The following is an 18,863-nucleotide window of genomic DNA, read 5'->3' as shown; positions in this document are numbered from 1 at the left end:
CAGACCACCGACCTCGCAGGCGAGGGCCGGGAGGGCACGTCCAGGGAGGCACAGCATGAGCCAGAAGACCTTGCCGGACCTGGTGCCGGACGCCGAACTGAACCTGCCGCGGGAGAGTGAGCGCACCCTCCCCAACGGCCTCACCGTGATCGCGATCCGCCGCTCCGCGGTGCCGCTGGTCGAGGTGCGGCTGCGCATCCCGTTCGGGCGCGCCCCGCTGGCCCAGGCCACCCTGCTCTCGCAGGCGCTGTTCACCGGCACCAGCACCATGTCCAGCATCGACCTCGCGGCCGAGTTGCAGGCCGTCGGCGGCAGCCTGGCCGCCGGGCTCGACCCGGACCGGCTGCTGATCACCGGCAACGCGCTCGCCGACGGCCTGGACCGGACACTCGAGCTGCTCGCCGGAGTGCTCACCGACGCCACCTACCCGGCGGAGGAGGTGTCCACCGAGCGGGACCGCCTGGTCGACCACATCCAGGTCGCGCTGAGCCAGCCCGCCCACCTGGCCCGGGTGGCGCTGCTCAAGCGGATGTACGGCGCCCACCCGTACGCGGTGCAGACCCCGGCCCCCGACGAGATCCGGGCGCTCAGCTCCGAGCCGCTGCGTGAGCTGCACGCCACCCGGCTGCGGCCTGCGGGCGCGGTGCTGGTGCTGGTCGGCGACATCGACCCGGACCAGGCCATCGACACCGCGGAGAAGGTGCTCGGCGGCTGGACGGGCAGCGCCCCCGACGGCAGCCTTCCGGCGACCCCGGCGCTCACCACCGGTCCGCTGCTGCTCGTCGACCGTCCCGGCTCGGTGCAGTCCTCGCTGCGTCTCGCGCTGCCCGCGCTGACCCGGACCGACCCCGACTACGCCGCCCTGAGCCTGGCGAACCTGGTCTTCGGCGGCTACTTCTCGTCCCGCTGGACCGAGAACATCCGCGAGGACAAGGGGTACACGTACGGCTCGTACTCCTCGATCGACCACTATGTCGCCGGTTCCGCCCTGGTCGCCGCCGCCGAGGTGGCCACCGAGGTGACCGGTCCGTCGCTGCTCGAGACGATCTACGAGCTGGGCCGCATCGCCAGCCTCCCGCCCGGCGAGGAGGAGCTCGAGCAGGCCCGGCGCTACGCCCTCGGCACGCTTCGCCTCGGCATGTCCACCCAGGCCGGCCTAGCCGCTCTGGCCAGCATGTACGCCGGCTTCGGGCTTCGCCTCAGCCACCTCAGGCAGCACTCGGCCGCGCTGTCGGCGGCCAGTCGCGACGAGGTCGCCGCCGCGGCCGCCCGATACCTTGCCCCGTCGCGGGCGGTGACCGTGGTCCTCGGTGACGCCGAGAAGATCGAGTCCCAGCTGTCCGCCCTGACCGTCGTGGAGCGCAGCGCAGCGTGATCAGTTCCGAAAAGCCGAGCGCTCCTCCGCTCGCCCGTACCACCCTGGACCGTGCCGCCGACCGCCGCAAGGACGAGGTGTGGCTCGCCGACGCCTGGGACCGCGGCCTGGTCCTCGTCGTCGACCTGGCCAAAGGCGGCCGGGCTCTGGTCCGGGACCGTCCCGACGGCGGCACCGCACTGATCCTGATGCCGTCGTCGGCCGTTCCGGCCGGCGCCGAGCGCCGGTTCCTCGGCGTCGACCCGGACGGCACGCCGGTCTGGAGCCTCGACGCCCCGCTCACCGCGGGCGACGGCGAGCGGCTGGCGGATCTGCGTGAGGTCGGGCACCTGCTCGACGCCGGCGACACCGGCCTGCTCACCACGGCCGTCGCCCTCGGGAACTGGCACCTGAGCCACCTGTTCTCGCCACGCACCGGCAAGCCGACCGAGGCGGTGGAGGCGGGCTGGGCCCGAGTCGACGCGGACGGCGCGATGATGTGGCCGCGGACCGACCCGGCGATGATCGTGCTGGTGCACGACGGGGTGCCCGGCCCGGCCGGGCGCTGCCTGCTCGGGCACAACGCGGCCTGGCCGGCCAGATCTGACGGCAGTCGGCGTTACTCCTGCCTGGCCGGGTTCGTCGAGCCCGGAGAGTCGGCCGAGGCCGCGGTCGCCCGCGAGGTGCTGGAGGAGGTGGGCATCAAACTCTCCTCGATCCGCTACGAGGGGAGCCAGGGGTGGCCGTACCCCGGCTCGTTGATGTTGGGATTCCATGCCGTCGCCGACCCGTCCCAGCCCTTGCGCCTGCAGCCCGAGGAGATCGACGAGGCGCACTGGTTCACCCGTGCGGCCGTCGCCGAGATGTTCCTGGGTGACGGGGCGAAGACCGCGCCGATGCGCGCGTCGATCGCCTTCTACTTGATCGAGAAGTGGCTGCTCGAAGAGCCGGAAAGTTTCTCCGATTAGCTGCAACCAATTCGCGGGGTGGTCGCGTCTTCTCTTCAAAGACGAGAGGGGAACCGATGACTCAGGTGGAGGCGCCGGCTTGGACGCCGATGACCGCGGGGGAGCGGGAGGCGTTCGACCGCGACGGCTACATCATCGTGCCGTCGGTGCTGGATGAGAGCGAGATCGAGGCCGGCCGCGCCGCGATCCTGGGGTACTACGAGAAGGCCAGGTCCGAGGGCAAGCTGAGCGCGACCGGCGCCCTGCACCAGCTCTCGCCGGTCGCCAACGTGCCCGAGCTGGCTTTCCTGCTCGACCACCCCCGGGCCTTCAAGTACATCTGGTCACTGCTCGGGTGGAACGTCCACGTGTACCACTCGCACATCGACGTCCATCCCAAGCTGCACGAGCAGCAGAAGCAGTGGTGGCACTGGCACCAGGACGGCGGCCGCCAGAACCGGGAGATCGAGACCGACCCGCGGCCGATGCTGTCGGTGAAGCTGGCGTACTGGTTCTCTGACGTGAGCGAGACCGGGCGCGGCAACTTCACCGTCCTGCCCGGCAGCCACAAGACCAACTGGCTGCCGGGCCCGCCGAGCCGTGGCGTTCCGTGGCCGCAGCCCGAGGGCGCCGTCCAGATCACCGCCAACCCGGGTGACCTGGTCGTCTTCGACCGCCGCATCTGGCACGCCCGGTCGGACAACTACTCCGACATCACTCGTGTCGGCGCGTTCTTCGGCTACACCCCGCGCTGGATCGCGATCCGCGACGAGAACGCCGCGCTGCCGGGCCGGCCGGAGTGGGACAGCCTCAACGACGTCCAGAAGCAGCTGCTCGGCGGCTTCGGCGACGGCGACGGCGACCACCAGTGGGGTCACTACCCGGAGCGCACGCCGCTTTACGGCGCGCTCAAAGAGCGGGGCCTGCTCGACTCGAGCATCCCGGCGCTCATCCCGTAAATGTCACGAAGGGCCGCCTCTGTCGAAGAGGCGGCCCTCGTTCTTCACGCCGCGATGGCGGCGAGGTGCTGCTTCACCTGAACGATCGACGGGTTGGTCAGCGCCGAGCCGTCCGAGAACTTCAACGTCGGCACCGTCTGGTTGCCGCCGTTCACCTGGCGCACGAACGCGGCCGAGGCCTCGTCCTGCTCGATGTCGACGACCTCATAGGCGATGCCCTCCCGGTCGAGTTGCGACTTCAGGCGGTGGCAGTACCCACACCAGGACGTCGAGAACATGGTCAGCATCGGTCAGGGCTCCTTCGATACAGGTCACACGGCGGTGCGGCTGACAACCACAACACCCTCCCGGGGTGTCATGATTCCCTACCGTGCGGACTGAAAGGGTGCTGGCCGGGCTCGACCCGGAACAGCGGACGGCGGTGACCGCGCCCGCGGGCCCGGTCTGCATCCTGGCCGGAGCGGGCACCGGCAAGACCCGGGCGGTGACCCACCGGATCGCCTACCGGACGCTCGCCGGTGAGATCAGCCCCCGGCATGTGCTCGCGGTCACCTTCACCGCGCGGGCCGCCGCGGAGATGCGGACTCGGCTCACCGCCCTCGGCACCGCCGGGGTGCAGGCCCGGACCTTCCACGCCGCCGCCATGCGGCAGGTGCGTTACTTCGCCCCGCGACTGCTCGACGGCCGGCGGATGCCCGAGCTGATGGAGAGCAAGGCGCGGATGGTCGGCCTGGCGGCCGCCAAGGCGGGCGTACGCGCCGACCGTACCGCCGCACGCGACCTGGCCGGCGAGATCGAGTGGGCCAAGTCGTCGCTCGTCGAGCCGGGGGAGTACGTGGTGGCGGCGGCCAAGGCGCTGCGCGAGCCGCCGCACGAGCCGGCCCGGGTGGCTGAGGTCTTCGCCGCCTACGAGTCGCTGAAACGCCGGCAGGGCGTGATCGACTTCGAGGACCTGTTGCGCGCCGCCGTCTGGGGCATCGAGGAGCATCAGGACGTCGCCGAGCAGATCCGGGCCCAGTACCGGCACTTCGTCGTCGACGAGTACCAGGACGTCAACCCGCTCCAGCAGCGGCTGCTCGACGCCTGGCTGGGCGGGCGCGACGACCTCACCGTGGTCGGCGACGCCAGCCAGACGATCTACTCGTTCACGGGCGCGACCTCGGCGTACCTCATCGACTTCCCGCGTCAGCGCCCCGGCGCGGTGGTGGTCCGGCTGGTCCGCGACTACCGCTCGACGCCGCAGGTGGTCGGGCTCGCCAACGCGGTGATCCGGCAGGCCCGCGGCACCGAGGCGAAACTGCGCCTGGAACTGGTCGGTCAGCGCGAGCCCGGGCCCGAACCGGAACTCAAGATTTTTCCAGACGAGCCGGGCGAGGCGGCGGCGGTGGCGCGGCGATGCCGCGAGTTGATCGCCGCCGGCACGCCGGCGAGCGAGATCGCGGTCCTCTTCCGGACCAACGCGCAGTCCGAGGCGTACGAGGAAGCGCTCGCGGAACTCGAGGTGCCCTACGTGGTGCGCGGCGCCGAGCGGTTCTTCGAGCGTCCCGAGGTGCGCCAGGCGATGGTGGCGATGCGGGCCGCGGTGCGTTCCATCCCCGGCGAGACGCCGCTGGTCGAGGCCGTCGTGGAGGCGCTCGCCGCGCGGGGTTGGAGTCGCGACCAGCCGCCGCCCGGCGGCGCGGCACGTGAGCAGTGGGAGGCGCTGGCCGCGCTGGTCGCCCTCGCCGAGGAATACGCGGCCGAACCGGAGATCCTGCCGATCGGGGAGGCCGGGCGCGTCCAGCGGGACGTGTCGCTGGCCGCCTTCAACGACGAGTTGATCCGTCGCGCCGAACAGCAGCACGCCCCGACAGTGGCAGGCATCACATTGGCTTCACTGCACTCGGCCAAGGGCCTGGAATGGGACGCGGTCTTTCTCGTCGGTCTCGCCGACGGGACAATTCCCACGACGTACGCGAAGACGGCCGAACAGCTGGAAGAGGAGCGCCGGCTGCTCTATGTCGGTGTGACCAGGGCCCGTCACCTGCTGTGGCTCTCGTACGGCCAGTCTCGTTCCCCGGGTGGCCGGACCCGCCGCCCGTGCCGTTTCCTGCCGCAGCTGTCGCGTGGCGGCTCCGAGCCGCGTGCCGCGGAGCCGGGTCGGAAACCCGACCGGCGCCGTCCGCAGATCTCGTCCTGCCGGATCTGCGGCGCCACCCTACTGGCCGGCGCCGACCGCAAGCTGGGCCGCTGCCCGACCTGTCCCTCGGACCTCGACGAGGACCTCTACGAGCGTCTCCAGGTGTGGCGGGCGAACACCGCCGCGGAGCTCAAAGTCCCTGCTTACGTGGTGTTCACCGACGCGACTCTGGTGGCCGTCGCGGAGCGCCGCCCGGCCGACCCGGCGCAGCTGGTCGCGATCGCCGGCATCGGCGCCCGGAAGCTGGGTCAGTACGGTGACGCGGTCTTCGCTCTGGTGGCTGGTGCGAGCCCTGATGACCTTGCCCAGAAAAACTTTGAAAACTAGTCCGTTAATTCGTTTGCCCTCCCGTGTAGGGCAGGCATAGCCTCAGAACACACCTTGGCGAGGGGTAAAACTTCGCCAAGATTCAACGACGAGTGCAAGCAAACGGAGGAGGTGGCAACGATGAAGCTCAACAACATGCTGACGATTCCGTCGATGCTGCCGACTGCTGCCTGCACTCTGCCCGTCCTGCTGCCCGCCACCGCCGCTCCGTCGGCGTGGCTGGCCGCTGAGCGGATCCAGGTTGAGCTCGTCCGCGCGCTGCCGACCGCGGCAATGCGCGTTTCGGCTCCGCAGGTGCACCAGGTCCAGACCCAGGCCGAGCTGGGCAACGCGGCTCTGGTGCACGTCGCCGGAAACAACGGGACCACTGGCTTCAAGGGCAGCAACAGCGTCACCTCCAGCAAGCGCTACACGGATGGTGGCAGCGGTGTCCCGCCTCGAGGAAGGCCGGTCTGACAAACAGACCTCCGGCTCACCTCGAGGCCGCGGAACCCGTAAAGGGATCCGCGGCCTCAACTTTTTGCCGGCTTACCTGCCGGTGTTCGACCCGAACTGCGATCCAGAAGATCGAGAAGAAGAGAGAGGTGACCGGGCTTTATGAGTCTGGCGCTGGCCCCGATCGACGTGACCGTCGAGGTCGAGGCAAACCTGCCCTGTCGGAAGTTCGACCCGGACCTGTGGTTCTCCGACTCCCCAGCCCAGCTGGAACTGGCCAAGTCGCTCTGCGGGGACTGCCCGCTGCGCGTCGAGTGCCTGGCCGGTGCGGTGGAGCGGAACGAGCCCTGGGGTGTCTGGGGTGGAGAGATCTTCGAGCGTGGCGCTGTGGTTCCGCGTAAGCGGCCCCGTGGTCGTCCGCGCAAGGTCGACGTCGCTCGCGACGCCGAGCTGGCCGTCGAGGTCGAGGAGCGCCTCGCCGCGAACGGTCTCGACTCCCGCAACTCGGTTCGCCTGGCGGCCTGAGATGACCACCCTCCCCCTGTCCGAGATCGACATCCGAAAGCCGAGTACCGAAATGAACCCCAACGGAGAACCGAAGATGAGACTCATCCACGAAGCGTTGTCACGTGCTCGAATGCGTCGGCCTCAGAGTGATCGTGCACCTGAGGCTTTCCGCTCCGCCCGCCGCATCACCATGGAAGCCCGGACCAGGGCGTCCCGCGAACTCGGCGCCGGACTCTAGCGACCAACGAGAATGAATAACGGCCCGTCCGCCACCGCGGACGGGCCGTTCCCGCTTCCCGCCTCAGTTGTAGGGCATACCCGAACCCGGCGGCCCGTGCGGCCGGTCGAAGTCGCAGTAGACGGTGACAAGCGTCTTGTCGAGATCCGTTGGGACGGGGATGTCCTGGTCCGTCAGATCCACCCGTTCGCCAACCGTCTTTCCTGGCCGGCATGAGTTGCGCGGGGTGTTGTCCAGGCTGCCTCCGACGATTGCGCCGCTTCGATCGCGGAACACAAGCGAGACGCCTTAGGACGCCATCCCGGTCGGCAGGCCGCGGGAGGCGGTCTCCGATACGCGACCTTGCCGGTGTCGTCGCGCAGAAGTACGCCCATGCTGGCCTTGGCGCCCATCTGCGAGAAGCCTCGCTCGACTATTCGGACACCGGCAGGATTGTCGGCGGATGCCGCCGGGGACGGCTTGAGCAATCGGCATGTCGGGACGGTCGAGTTCGTCTCTCCATCGGTCGGCCGGAGCAGCATGACACCGGCCGTGGCCAGTGCAATGACGCCAGCGCCGCCACCAGTCGTCACCACGTTACCGACGGAGAGTGCTGCTGCTGCAACCGTGAGCCAGAAAGCCTGTTGGTCGGCATCGGAGCTGTTCAATAAAATGAGTGCGTTGATGGCGTGGTGTGCGATCTCGTCCACGTTGTTGCGGCACTCCGGCCACAGCGCTTTCTCGGCCTCCATCCCCGCCATGAGTGTCGCTACGAGACTGAACCGAGCGGAGACGACGTCGTCCCAGTCCTCCACGAACGTCGTCTCGAATTGTCGGGCCGCGAAACCCTGCCACTCGTAGATGGTTTACCCGACCGTCTTCATGACTCCCATGTCGGAGTTGGTCGGCATGGTGACCCCGCGCGAGGGGTCGAAAGAGCCGTTGCCGGTCGAAATCAGCTCCGCGGCTTTTCGAAGTTGGACATGCATGGTGTCAAGGCCGCCGGGTCCGGCAGGTTCAGGAACGGCGCGAACATCTCTGCCAGGCCCTCGAAGTCGGAGCGGACGAAAGCGATGATTTCGGCGGGCACCGGATTGCCGTCCCGCATGGAGACGTACTGGCCGTCGACGAGGACGAACCCCTTCTCGTCCAGGGCCATCTCCATCGCTAGCTCTTCGATGCGCACCGCGTGCTGCCAAAGGTCGTCGTAGCTCATTCGGAGCCGCCGCCCGGAGCCTCGCCGCGTTCGGATCGCGCCTCGGTGTCGGCTCGGACGGCGATCTGCTTCGCGGTGTTGATCGCGTCGGTGTTGATTCGCTCGGTTTCCTGATACTCCCGGGCGGCCATGACCAGGACGTCACCGGCTGCCTCCAGGTTCTCCGCGGACTCCCGGGGTATCGCGATGGTGGTGTCGGCCAGGTACTGCCAGGCGGCCCGGGCCTCACCGTACGGCCCGCCGAGCAGGTGGTCTCTCCACAGCACATCGACACGGGCCTCCGCTGCGGCGATGTGGGCGACCACGGATCGGTAGTGCGCCGCCAAGGGCTTGAGCTTCAACTCGCCCGCTTCCCAGAGGCGTGCGCAGTCGGCCACGAGGGCTTTCTGCTCGATGCTCAGCTCTTCCGGCATCCCCGCGCTCCCGCGTCGAATCAGCGTTCCTCATATCGGGGTACGCCGATGGCGCCGGACAGGTTCAGCACCGGAAGTGCCGAGGTTGCCCGGCGCCAATCAGGTGATCGGTGCGCGGAGGGCCGGAGCGCGGGCTCAGGGGATGGGGGCGAAGCCCGGCAGCCACTCCTCCAGGATCTCGCGGTAGGAGGCCTCAGCCTCAAGCTGGCAGAGGACACCGATGGATCCCAGCGTCACCCGGTGGATGAGCAGGTAGGACGGCGGAAGGTTGAGCTTGCGGCTCAGCTGGAAGGCCGGGCCCCGGGGGTTGGTCAACCGGGTGGCCTCGCCACGGATCCAGCCGCGACTGAAGCGGAAACGGTCGACCGCGACCGGCTCGATCATCGGCAGGAGGAAGTCCAGCAGAGCCTGGGCGTCGATGTCATCGGTCGATTTGACGAAGTCCTCTTCGTGCAGCCCGTCGACCACCGCCTGGGCCTCGCCGGCGAGGGCGAGCCGGACCAGGCGGCCGATTGGCTCGGGGTGGCCGTCGGGCAGGCGGGCGACGGCGCCGAAGTCGATGACGCCGAGCCGGCCGTCGGGGAGGATCCGGAAGTTGCCGGGGTGCGGGTCGGCGTGCAGCAGACCGGCCCGGCTCGGTGCGGAGAAGTGCAGGACGGCCATCAGGCGGCCGGCCTCGTCCCGCTCCTCCTGGGTGCCGTCGGTGATCACGTTGGCCAGTGGGGTGCCCTCGACCCACTCGGTCACCAGGATCCGCGGGGCGGAGGCGACCACCCGGGGCACGAAGATCTCCGGATCGTCCTGGTACGCCTCGGCGAAGGCCCGCTGGGTCTCCGCCTCCATCTCGTAGTCGAGTTCCTCGACGACCCGGTCGCGCAGTTCGGCGATCAGCGGCTTCACGTCGATTCCCGGCTGGATGATCTTGAACATGCCGGCCAGCCGGGAGAGCTGTTTCAGATCGGAGACCAGGGCTTCGCCGGCGCCGGGGTACTGCACCTTCACGGCGACGGGCAGGAGTTTCGGTTTCCCGTTGCGGCGGGCCGGTGGCAGTTTCCAGACGGCCCGGTGCACCTGGCCGATGCTGGCCGCGGCGGCGGGGCTGTCGTCGAACTCGGCGAACCTGTCCCGCCAGTCCGGTCCGAGTTGATCGGCGAGCGCCTTGTGCACGTTCGCCACCGGCATCGGTGGCGCCGCCTCCTGGAGTTTCGTCAGTGCCTGGCGGTAGGGCCCGGCCATCTCGTCGGGCAGTGCCGCCTCGAACACCGAGAGGGCCTGGCCGACTTTCATCGCCCCGCCCTTGAGCTGACCCAGCACGCTGAAGAGTTGCTCGGCGGTGCGTTGCTGGATGTCGGCGGAGATGACGTCGGACGCGATGCCGACTGCCCGTTTGCCGAGGCCCAGCGCGGCCCGCCCGGCGAAGCCGAGCGGCAGGGCGGCGAGCTTTGCTGTCCGGGATGCGGCGCGGCGCGGTATGTCCGTCACCAGATCATTGTGACCGACGGCTCGCCCTCACCCGGCCCGTCACGAGGTGGTTTGGTAGTTATGCGGTGAAGGTCCTGTGAAGGTTGGCCTCCGGCGGCGCTTTTGACAGCCACAACCCGGGTGCGGCGGCCAGGTGCGGCGCCGGATCCGGCCGGGCGCGGCGATCTCCACGGCGGCGCCGAGCGTCTCCGGTGCGGCGCCGTCCAGGAACGTGAGGACCTCGGCGACCGCGTAGGCCGTCGCGGCGAGCAGCGTGGCGACCGCGCACGGCTCGGCGCCGCCCGGAGCGGCGGGCGCCGACGCGCCCGTCCAGCCCACGTCTCGGTCGAGTCGATGCAGTTCCAGACAGTTCAGGCAGGGTGCGCCGGTGGCGGGCACCAGCGGGCCGATCACGGCGACGCCGTCACGGACGGCGACGGCCAGATGCGGCTGTCGCCGGGCGGCATGCCCGGCCGCGATGAGAGCGGGCGGTTCGTCGTGGGCGAGCTGCACGACGAGTGAAGCGGGGGTACGGCGCACCGGATGCACCCCGGTCCCCGGCGCGGTCCGCAGGATCGCCGCCTGGACAGCGACCCGCCGCGGGGCGCCGACGTCCTCCGGCCGGAGCGGGGAACCGGTGATCTCGGCCACCCCGACGGCGCCGGAGAGGTCGGGATGCACGTGGCCGACGCCCGCCTCGGCGAGGGCGACCGCGACGGTGGCGCCGAGCCGGCCGCGCCCGCTGACCACCACCCGGGCCGACCGGCGGTGCCGCAGGATGCGTGCTGGTGAGGGCCCGGCATGGGGCTGGTGCCGGGTCGGCGCCGAGCCGAGGGCGAGTGCGGCCGCCTCGCAGGTGAGCCGATGCCGGGTGGTGGCCGGGAGGGCGGGCGGCAGCAGCGACGGTGAGGGGAGCACCAGGCCGGCCGAGTGCAGCAGGTCGAGCATGGCGATCGTGTCGCCGGCGGTTATGCCCAGATCGGCCGCCCGGTTCAGGACGAGCCGTTCGGACCGCTTGCCGTCCAGCAGGTCGAGCACTCCGGCGGCCCGGGGATCGGGCAGTTCGAGCACCACCGCGTGTGCGGGGTCGAGCCCCACCTGCAGCTCGCCGGGTTTGCGCCAGAAGCGCGGCAACCCGGGGATCAGGGTGGGCCGGGGCAGCGGTGTCCGGTTCATGGGTGACAGGGTGTCACTGCGAAGATGCGGAGGGATGATGTTATCCACAGGGCCCCATCGCTGTGGCGCGCGTTGTCCACAGCTTTGGGGCAGTTATCCACAGGCCTATGCGGGCTCTAGTTAACTCAACGTGCCTGAGTGAATACGGTTACGGGTTCGTGCCGCCGGGGAGGGCGGCCGACGGTGGCCGTCCCTCCCCGGGTGGCGATCACGCCTTGGCCTTGCCCAGGATCCGGTTCATCGTCGTGCCGCAGACGGGGCACTTGCCCTTGGCCATGTTCATGCCCGTCTTCGAGACCGCTACTTCACCCTCGAAGTCGCGCTTCTCCTTGCACTTGACGCAGTAGCCGTTGTACATGTTGTCGGCCACGGTTCCTCCTAGTCGTATCGTCGGCCGCCCGGCCCGGTGCCGTGTTCGCGGCGACGGGCGCGAACCTCTCTGCGGCGCTGGACCGCTTCGCGGCCACGCGGATGTGGCCACCCGTCCGGGGCGCTCACTTACCCAGGTCAGGGCGGTTCCATGTCAGCGCAGCGTCGGCGGTGTCGCCGACGTCGTGAGTGTGCCGGTCCTGAGTACCCTTTTTGGCCAGTTTTGCCGGGACACGCCGACGATTCCCATCGTAAAGGCATAAAACGGACAACTGGTCCGGTTGGTCGCGTGAGTCGACGATGGTCTAGGTTGACCGATGTCACCGATGTTGCCGGTGGGGAAATTTTTTTCGGGTATATGCGGGCGAAGTGCTCATATTCCGTGAGAGTCATTGTCAGTACTCTTGCGGTAACGGGGGTCCGGCGGATTAGCGTCTCAACGTGAACCCGAATCTGGGCCGCGCGAGCCGGTAATGGCTACCCGTGTGCGCAAGCCTGTCGTGGAAGTGCGGCGAAGCCAGCGCCGGCGGCGGACGGTGTCCGCGTATCGCGACGGTGAGCGAGTCGTGGTGCTCATCCCGGACCGCTTCTCCCGCGCGGAGGAGACGGAGTGGGTCGAGCGCATGCTCGCCCGCCTGGCCGCCCGCGAGGAACGCCTGCGGTGCACCGACGCCGAGTTGCTGGCTCGTGCCCGCCGTCTGATCGCCCGTTACCTGCCCGACCACGCCGACCAGGTGACACCGGCGAGCGTGCGCTGGGTGACCAACCAGAACGGGCGCTGGGGGTCCTGCACTCCCGACGACGCGAGCATCCGCATCTCCCACCGGATCCAGGAGATGCCCGACTGGGTCATCGACTACGTGCTCCTGCACGAGCTCGCCCATCTGGTCGTGCCCAGCCACAACACCCGCTTCTGGGACCTGGTGAACCGCTTCCCCAAGGCCGAGCGCGCCCGCGGTTACCTGGAGGGCGTCTCCGCCGCCGCAGGCTGAGGCCGACCCGGCGGGTGGGTAGGGTGAGGCCGTGACGCGGCGGGTCGTTGTGGTGATGCTGGTGCCGGTGCCGTGGAGTCCGCCCGGGGTGGACCGGGAACGATGGCGGGCCGCTCTGGCCGAGGACGTGGTCGACCTGCTCGCCAAACTCGCCCAGGCGGAGGCGGCGATCGCCACCACGCCCGCTGACCGGGCTCTGGCCGAGGAGATCGCCTGGCCGGGCACGCGGATCTACGAGGTGCCGGAGCCGACCGTCCTGCCCGTTCTGAGGGCCGCCGCAGCGGACGGTTTCGACCAGGCCGCCGTGATCGCCGCCGACGCCCCGGACGCACCGGGGATGACGCTCGGCAAGCTGCTCCAGCCGCTCGACGGCAAGGCGGTCGCGGTGGCGCCCGGCGGGCCGGGCGGCGGTCTCTTCGGCGTCGCCACCGGCCTGCCCGCGCCGGACTGGCTCGTCGACCACGATCTGGACACCGGTTCCGCCCAGATGCTGCGCCGGACGGCGCCGACCCCCGGCGAGGTCACCTCGACCCCCCAGTGGCGGCGCCTGCGCGGCCCGGCCGACCTGGCCACCCTGGACCTCGCCCTGGAGGGCTGGGAGAACACCCGAGCACTCCTCGGCGGGTAGGCCGCCCCTCGCGCGGTCACGAGAGGCGGCCCGCATCGACTCAGCCCTCCGGCGGGCCGTCGCCCAGGTTGTCGAGCTCGCTGATGTCCCAGTCGGAACGGGGACGGGCGAAGGCGCCCGGATCGGCGAAATCCTCGTCGGTCGGCAAGAGGTCCGGGTGGTCCCAGAGCGCGTCCCGGCCGGGAATGCCGCGGTGCTCGGCGACCGCGGTCCACAGGGCTCCGGCCTCACGCAGCCGGCGGGGCCGCAACTCCAGCCCGACCAGGGCGGCGAAGGTCTGCTCGGCCGGCCCGCCCGCGGCCCGGCGGCGGCGGAACGCCTCGCCGAGAGCGGCCACCGACGGCAACCGGTCCGCGGCGGCGGTGTCGACCACGTGACCCACCCAGCCCTCGACCAGCGCGAGCGCGGTCTCCAGCCGGGCCAGGCCGGCTTTCTGCTGCGGGGTGTCCTCCGGAGTGAAGATGCCCTCCAGAGCCATCGCCTGCATCGACTCGGGATCGGTCGGGTCGACGCGGCTCATCGCCTCCTCGATCGCCTCCCGGTTGACCGTGATGCCGTTGGCATAGGTCTCGACGGCGTTCAGCACGTGCGCCCGCAACCACGGGACGTGCCCGAAGAGCCGCTGGTGGGCGGCCTCGCGCAGAGCCACGTACAGCCGGACCTGGTCCTCGGGAAGTTCGAGGCCGGAGCCGTACGCCTTAATGTTGGAAGGAACGAGGGCGGCGGTGCCGGCCGGGCCGAGCGGAAGCCCGATGTCGCCCGCCGAGAGCACTTCGGCGGCGAGCTGGCCGAAGGCCTGGCCGAGCTGACCGCCGAAGAGCGCGCCGCCGAGCGTGGCGACCATCGACTGCATCGGGCCGAGCTGGGCACGGGCCTCCTCGGGCACGAGGTCGCCCATGGCGCCGACCATGCGGCCGGCGATCGGCTCGCACAGTTTCTTCCAGACGTCGAGAGTGTTGAAGATCCACTCATTGCGGTTCCACGCGACGGACTTGTGGATGCCACTGGGGAGCGCGCACACCGGGTCGAGCCAGAGGTCGGCGAGGCGCAAAGCCTCCTCGACCTGATGGCGCTCCAGCATGTTCACCGCGGGATCACCGGTCGCCGACAGCTGGCTGGCGGCGACCTGACGGGCGAGGTCCCAGTTGACCGGGCCACTGCCGGGCGCGGCGAACATCTGCTGCAGCTGCGCCATGAACTGCTGCATCTGCTGCGGGTCGGAGGGGTCGGGCGGCTGAGCGCCCGGCAGGGAGAAGCCGAACGGGATATCAGGCACGACCCCAACGGTACGCGCGAAAAGCCCGTAGCGGACTGAGGGAGGTATCAGCTCAGAGAGAACTCAGACAGGGTGGGTACGCTCACGCGCATGAGACGTCGCGGTGTCACCGTCATCCTCGGCGCCCTGATCACCGCTCTCCTGGCTGCCGGTGTCATGGTCGCACCGATGCCCTACGTGGTGCTCAAGCCCGGCCCCACGGTCGACACGCTCGGTTCGCAGGACGGGACCGAGGTAATCCAGGTCACCAAGGGCGAGACCTCGAAGTCCGCCGGTCAGCTGCGCCTCACCACCGTCAACGTGCAGTCACGGGTCGAGCTGGTGTGGGCGGTCCGCGGCTGGCTGAGTGATGCGGACGCGGTGGTCCCCTATGAGCTGATCTACCCGCCGGACCGGACCGAGCAGCAGGTCCAGGAGCAGAACGCGCAGGAGTGGCGGGAGTCGCAGACCAGCGCCGAGACGGTCGCGCTCCGCGAGCTGGGCTACCCGGTGCTCACCTACGTGCGGAAGATCACGGCCGGTGGGGCGGCTGACGGTTCGCTGCGTGAGGGCGACGTCATCGTCTCCGTCGACGGCACCGCGGTCACCGAGCCGGGCCAGGTCACCGAGCTGATCAAGGCCAAGCCCGTGGGGACCGCGCTGACCGTGGCGTACGACCGTGCCGGTCAGGCCGGCACGGCCAGGATCGTCTCCCGCGCCGACGAGAAGGACGGAACCCCCCGGATCGGCGTCGAGATCGCCACCAAGCAACCGCACCCCTTCGAGATCGAGATCGATCTCGACAAGATCGGCGGCCCGAGCGCGGGCCTGATGTTCTCCCTGGGCATCATCGACAAACTCCGCCCCGAGGACCTCACCGGCGGCAAGATCATCGCGGGTACGGGCACCATCGACGACGACGGCAACGTCGGCGCGATCGGCGGCATCCCCCAGAAACTGGTGGGCGCTCAGGAGGCAGGGGCGGCGCTTTTCCTGGTTCCCAAGGACAATTGCGCCGAAGCGCTGCGTAACGCCCGGCCTGGCCTGCCCATGGCCGAGGTGGCCACGGTGGACGACGCGCTCACCGCCCTCAAGACCTTCACCTCCGGTGGCACCCCGAAGCCATGCTCGGCATCGTGATGCACACGTCGGTAGTGACGAGACAGTTCTGCCGCACATCGAAGCCGGATGCGACATCGTAAGGTGAAACACCGGCCAGACGAACTGTGGAGCCTACGTTGGTCATGCGAAACAGTCCTCTACCGAGGATGAGCCGGCGCGGTCGCGTCACCGTCGGCGTCCTGGTCGGGGTATTCGTTCTATTCACACTGCTGGGTTGGGGTGTCGACGCGTACACCGACTACCTGTGGTTCGACGAGGTCGAGAAGACGAGCGTCTTCTCCGGTGTGCTGGTCACCCGGCTCGTCCTCTTCCTGGTGGTCGGTGCGGTGATGACCCTGGTCGTCGCCGGCAACCTCTACCTGGCCTACCGGCTGCGCCCACTGCTGCGCCCGCACTCCGCGGAGCAGGCCACCCTGGAGCGGTACCGGATGATCCTCGCGCCCCGTCTGGGCACCTGGATCGCCGTGGCCGGTCTCGTCATCGGCTTCTTCGCGGGTCTCTCCGCGCAGGCCCGGTGGGGCGACTGGATGCTGTTCCGTAACGGCGAACCGTTCGGGGTCACCGACCCCGAGTTCGACGTGGATATCTCCTTCTACATCTTCGAGTACCCGCTCTGGCGTTACCTGCTCGGCCTCGGCTTCACCGCGGTGGTGCTGTCGGTGCTCGGCTCGCTGGCGGTGCACTACATCTTCGGCGGCGTCCGCCTGCAAGGCGTCGGCGACCGGATGACCACCGCGGCCCGGGCCCACCTGACCTCACTGGTCGCGGTCTTCGTGCTGCTCAAGGCAGTGGCGTACGTGCTGGACAGGCGGGCGCTCCTGCTGGAGCAGCACGTGTCGCCCGGCCTGTACGGCGCTGGCTACACCGACGTCAACGCCCTGCTGCCGGCAAAGGAGATCCTGGCCTACATCTCGATCGTGGTGGCGATCGCGATCGTCGTCTTCTCCAACGCCGTGATGCGGAACCTCGTCTGGCCCGGAGTCTCCCTGGCCCTGCTGGCGATCTCCGCCGTCGCGATCGGCGGCATCTACCCGCTGGCCGTGCAGAACTTCCAGGTCAAGCCCAGCCTCCTGGACAAGGAACAGAAGTACATCCAGCGGTCCATCGACTCCACGCGGGCGGCGTTCGGACTGGAGAACACCGAGGTCACGCAGTACACCGCGACCACCGGCCGGCCACCGGAGACGCTGGCCAGCGACACCAGCGCGCAGAACGTCCGGCTGATCGACCCGCAGCTCGTCTCCCAGGCCTTCACCCAGTCGCAGCAGTCCCGCGGCTTCTACGACTTCGGCGAGAAGCTCGACGTGGACCGCTACACGATCGACGGCAAGACCCAGGACTACGTCGTCGGCGCCCGCGAGATCGCCGACGAGAAACTCACCGCTCAGCAGCGCAACTGGCTCAACCGGCACACCGTCTACACCCACGGCTACGGCCTGGTGGCGGCGCCGGCCAACCAGGTGTGCGGCACCGGCCTGCCGTACTTCGTCTCCGGCTTCCTCGGCAGCCAGGCGCAGACCCAGGGGAGTTGTGCCGCGCCCACTGACCTGATCAAGGCGGAGCAGCCGCGGATCTACTTCGGCGAGCAGTCCACCGAGTACGCGATCGTCGGCCAGGTCGGCGAAGGCAGGAACGTCGAGTTCGACCGGCCGCAGGACCAGAGCAACACCGGTGGCGAGGTCTACTACACCTACAGCGGTGAGGGCGGCGTCGAGATCGGGTCGTTCTTCCGGCGGATGGTCTTCGCGATCAAGAACACCGAGAGCAACTTCCTGCTCTCCGACGCGGTCAACGAGAACTCCCGGCTGATGTACACCCGTGAGCCGCGGGAACGCGTCAAGAAGGTGGCGCCGTTCCTCACCATCGACGGGGACCCGTACCCCGCTGTCGTCGACGGGCGCATCGTCTGGATCCTCGACGGCTACACGACCGCGAAGACGTACCCGTACGCCCAGAAGATCAACCTGGCCACTGAGACCCGCGACGAACTCACCGGGCAGGGCTCGTTCGCCCTCGCCCGCGACGACGTCAACTACATGCGCAACTCGGTCAAGGCGACCGTCGACGCGTACGACGGCACCGTGAAGCTCTTCGAGTTCGACGAGAAGGACCCGGTCCTCAAAGCGTGGAACAAGGCGTTCGGCGGCGACCTGGTCGTGCCCAAGGCCGAGACCCCGCCGTCGCTCGCCGAGCACTTCCGCTACCCGGCCGACCTGTTCAAGGTGCAGCGCAACCTGCTCACCAAGTTCCACGTCTCCGACCCGCGGACCTTCTTCTCCGGTGAAGACTTCTGGCAGGTGCCGAACGCGCCCGACTCGCCGCAGAGCGGGGTGCAGCCGCCGTTCTACCTGAACGTCAAGCTGCCCGACCAGGACGAGAGCCGCTTCCAGCTCACCGCCGGGGTCACCCCGAACGCCCGGGAGAACATGGCGGCCCTGATCTCCGCGTCCTACGTCAGCGGGCAACCACAGCTCGAGATCCTCGAGTTGCCCGACGACACGGTCGTACCCGGCCCTGTCCAGGTGCACCAGCGGATGGTCAACAACTACAACATCTCCCAGCAGCTGGCGCTGCTGACCCGAGGCGGCCAAGCCTCGGTGCTCTACGGCAACCTCATCTCCCTGCCACTGGCCGACGACATCCTGTACGTCGAACCCGTCTACGTGAAGAGCAGCCAGGCCGGCGCCGCACCACTGCTGCAGAAGATCCTGATGTCCTACGGCGACGGCGGCACCTACGTCGTCCTCGAGGACAACCTCACCAAGGGCCTCGAAGCCCTGGCCGCACTCGGCAAGAACGGCGCGCCCCCCACCGGCGGCACGCCGAGTGGCACACCGAGCGGCACACCGAGCGGCACGCCGAGCACACCGGCCACACCCACCACACCGCCCAGCAACGCGCCGCCCGGCCAGGTCAGCGCCGAACTCGCACAGGCCGCGGCGGCCGTCGACAAGGCCATCGAAGACCTGCGGGCCGCCCAGCGGGTCGGCGACTTCGCCAAGCAAGGCGAAGCGCTCAAAGCGCTCGACGAGGCCATGACCCGCTTCCAGAACGCCCAGCGGGCCGCCGGAGCGGCAGCGCCGGCAGCCGCACCGCCCGCCTCGGGCGGGCCGAGCCTCGCCCCCTCCGCCGGAGGGTGAGCAGCGTCTCCGGGGGCCGTTTTGCGGCCCCCGGAGCCCGTGCGCTAGGCTTTCACTACCGACGCGGGGTGGAGCAGCTCGGTAGCTCGCTGGGCTCATAACCCAGAGGTCGCAGGTTCAAATCCTGTCCCCGCTACGAGTGCAGAGGGTCCTTGTCCGCGGAAAG

General features: G+C 69.5%; 18 protein-coding genes and 1 tRNA gene. 11 read left to right on the top strand and 8 right to left on the bottom strand.

Annotation, left to right across the window (positions count from 1 at the left end; genetic code table 11):
* Nucleotides 1-55 precede the first annotated feature (55 nt).
* Genes QLQ12_RS13585 through QLQ12_RS13575 form a run of 3 tightly spaced genes read left to right on the top strand, consistent with a single transcriptional unit; the run spans nt 56 to nt 3,260 of the window.
* Nucleotides 56-1,375, top strand: coding sequence for a M16 family metallopeptidase (locus tag QLQ12_RS13585; RefSeq protein ID WP_282759931.1), 1,320 nt, complete (start codon nt 56-58; stop codon nt 1,373-1,375).
* Nucleotides 1,372-2,322 (top strand): NAD(+) diphosphatase, encoded by a 951-nt coding sequence (nudC, locus tag QLQ12_RS13580; RefSeq protein WP_407651475.1) that lies wholly within the window; start codon nt 1,372-1,374, stop codon nt 2,320-2,322. Before QLQ12_RS13585 ends, nudC begins: the two co-directional genes overlap by 4 nt.
* Nucleotides 2,323-2,378: 56 nt before the next feature.
* Nucleotides 2,379-3,260: a phytanoyl-CoA dioxygenase family protein gene (locus tag QLQ12_RS13575; protein WP_282759929.1), complete on the top strand. Its 882-nt coding sequence runs from the start codon at nt 2,379-2,381 to the stop codon at nt 3,258-3,260.
* Nucleotides 3,261-3,304: 44 nt separating this feature from the next.
* Here QLQ12_RS13575 and QLQ12_RS13570 read toward each other — a convergent pair whose 3' ends face one another.
* On the bottom strand, nt 3,305-3,547 hold the full coding sequence (locus QLQ12_RS13570; protein WP_282759927.1) for a mycoredoxin: 243 nt from the start codon (nt 3,545-3,547) through the stop codon (nt 3,305-3,307).
* An 83-nt stretch (nt 3,548-3,630) separates the two neighbouring features.
* On the opposite strand from QLQ12_RS13570, the gene QLQ12_RS13565 reads away from it, so the two are divergent.
* The 3 genes from QLQ12_RS13565 to QLQ12_RS13555 all read left to right on the top strand — a co-directional run bounded on the left by QLQ12_RS13565 (nt 3,631) and on the right by QLQ12_RS13555 (nt 6,726).
* Complete coding sequence (locus QLQ12_RS13565; RefSeq protein ID WP_282759925.1) at nt 3,631-5,766, top strand: ATP-dependent DNA helicase UvrD2; 2,136 nt, start codon at nt 3,631-3,633, stop codon at nt 5,764-5,766.
* Between the two features lie 120 nt (nt 5,767-5,886).
* Nucleotides 5,887-6,222, top strand: a complete 336-nt coding sequence (locus QLQ12_RS13560; protein ID WP_282759923.1) for a hypothetical protein — start codon at nt 5,887-5,889, stop codon at nt 6,220-6,222.
* Nucleotides 6,223-6,363: 141 nt separating this feature from the next.
* Nucleotides 6,364-6,726 carry a WhiB family transcriptional regulator gene (locus QLQ12_RS13555; RefSeq protein WP_282759921.1) on the top strand — a complete coding sequence of 121 codons (363 nt, stop codon included), beginning with the start codon at nt 6,364-6,366 and terminating at the stop codon, nt 6,724-6,726.
* Nucleotides 6,727-7,119: 393 nt separating this feature from the next.
* On the opposite strand, the gene QLQ12_RS13550 is transcribed toward QLQ12_RS13555, so the two are convergent.
* The 6 genes from QLQ12_RS13550 to QLQ12_RS13525 form a co-directional block, all read right to left on the bottom strand.
* The gene (locus tag QLQ12_RS13550) at nt 7,120-7,740 is read right to left on the bottom strand and encodes a hypothetical protein (RefSeq protein ID WP_282759920.1); all 621 of its coding nucleotides are present in this window, start codon (nt 7,738-7,740) and stop codon (nt 7,120-7,122) included.
* 140 nt (nt 7,741-7,880) lie between these two features.
* Nucleotides 7,881-8,141: a hypothetical protein gene (locus tag QLQ12_RS13545; protein ID WP_282759918.1), complete on the bottom strand. Its 261-nt coding sequence runs from the start codon at nt 8,139-8,141 to the stop codon at nt 7,881-7,883.
* Complete coding sequence (locus QLQ12_RS13540) at nt 8,138-8,554, bottom strand: hypothetical protein (protein ID WP_282759916.1); 417 nt, start codon at nt 8,552-8,554, stop codon at nt 8,138-8,140. The genes QLQ12_RS13545 and QLQ12_RS13540 overlap by 4 nt, the downstream gene beginning before the upstream one ends.
* 135 nt (nt 8,555-8,689) lie before the next feature.
* Nucleotides 8,690-10,036 (bottom strand): ABC1 kinase family protein, encoded by a 1,347-nt coding sequence (locus QLQ12_RS13535; protein WP_282759915.1) that lies wholly within the window; start codon nt 10,034-10,036, stop codon nt 8,690-8,692.
* Between the two features lie 39 nt (nt 10,037-10,075).
* Nucleotides 10,076-11,191, bottom strand: a complete 1,116-nt coding sequence (locus QLQ12_RS13530; protein ID WP_282759913.1) for a hypothetical protein — start codon at nt 11,189-11,191, stop codon at nt 10,076-10,078.
* Between the two features lie 208 nt (nt 11,192-11,399).
* Complete coding sequence (locus QLQ12_RS13525) at nt 11,400-11,549, bottom strand: DUF5679 domain-containing protein (protein ID WP_282760394.1); 150 nt, start codon at nt 11,547-11,549, stop codon at nt 11,400-11,402.
* Nucleotides 11,550-12,033: 484 nt separating this feature from the next.
* Here QLQ12_RS13525 and QLQ12_RS13520 point away from each other — a divergent pair, with 484 nt between their 5' ends.
* Together QLQ12_RS13520 and QLQ12_RS13515 are read left to right on the top strand one after the other, a co-directional pair.
* The gene (locus tag QLQ12_RS13520) at nt 12,034-12,552 is read left to right on the top strand and encodes a M48 metallopeptidase family protein (RefSeq protein ID WP_282759911.1); all 519 of its coding nucleotides are present in this window, start codon (nt 12,034-12,036) and stop codon (nt 12,550-12,552) included.
* A 31-nt stretch (nt 12,553-12,583) separates the two neighbouring features.
* Nucleotides 12,584-13,180 (top strand): hypothetical protein, encoded by a 597-nt coding sequence (locus tag QLQ12_RS13515; protein WP_282759910.1) that lies wholly within the window; start codon nt 12,584-12,586, stop codon nt 13,178-13,180.
* 40 nt (nt 13,181-13,220) lie between these two features.
* On the opposite strand, the gene QLQ12_RS13510 is transcribed toward QLQ12_RS13515, so the two are convergent.
* Nucleotides 13,221-14,456: a zinc-dependent metalloprotease gene (locus tag QLQ12_RS13510; RefSeq protein ID WP_282759908.1), complete on the bottom strand. Its 1,236-nt coding sequence runs from the start codon at nt 14,454-14,456 to the stop codon at nt 13,221-13,223.
* 90 nt (nt 14,457-14,546) lie between these two features.
* On the opposite strand from QLQ12_RS13510, the gene QLQ12_RS13505 reads away from it, so the two are divergent.
* The 3 genes from QLQ12_RS13505 (at nt 14,547) to QLQ12_RS13495 (ending at nt 18,833) form a co-directional block, all read left to right on the top strand.
* On the top strand, nt 14,547-15,575 hold the full coding sequence (locus tag QLQ12_RS13505; RefSeq protein WP_282759906.1) for a YlbL family protein: 1,029 nt from the start codon (nt 14,547-14,549) through the stop codon (nt 15,573-15,575).
* Between the two features lie 128 nt (nt 15,576-15,703).
* Nucleotides 15,704-18,697 carry a UPF0182 family membrane protein gene (locus tag QLQ12_RS13500; protein WP_282759905.1) on the top strand — a complete coding sequence of 998 codons (2,994 nt, stop codon included), beginning with the start codon at nt 15,704-15,706 and terminating at the stop codon, nt 18,695-18,697.
* A gap of 62 nt (nt 18,698-18,759) precedes the next feature.
* Nucleotides 18,760-18,833 (top strand) — tRNA-Met (locus QLQ12_RS13495).
* Nucleotides 18,834-18,863 lie beyond the last annotated feature (30 nt).

It is taken from the genome of Actinoplanes sandaracinus, assembly GCF_030009775.1.
Classification (GTDB): Bacteria; Actinomycetota; Actinomycetes; order Mycobacteriales; family Micromonosporaceae; genus Actinoplanes; species Actinoplanes sandaracinus.
Note: the sequence above shows the minus strand (reverse complement) of the source record. Positions and strands in the feature narration are given on the sequence as shown.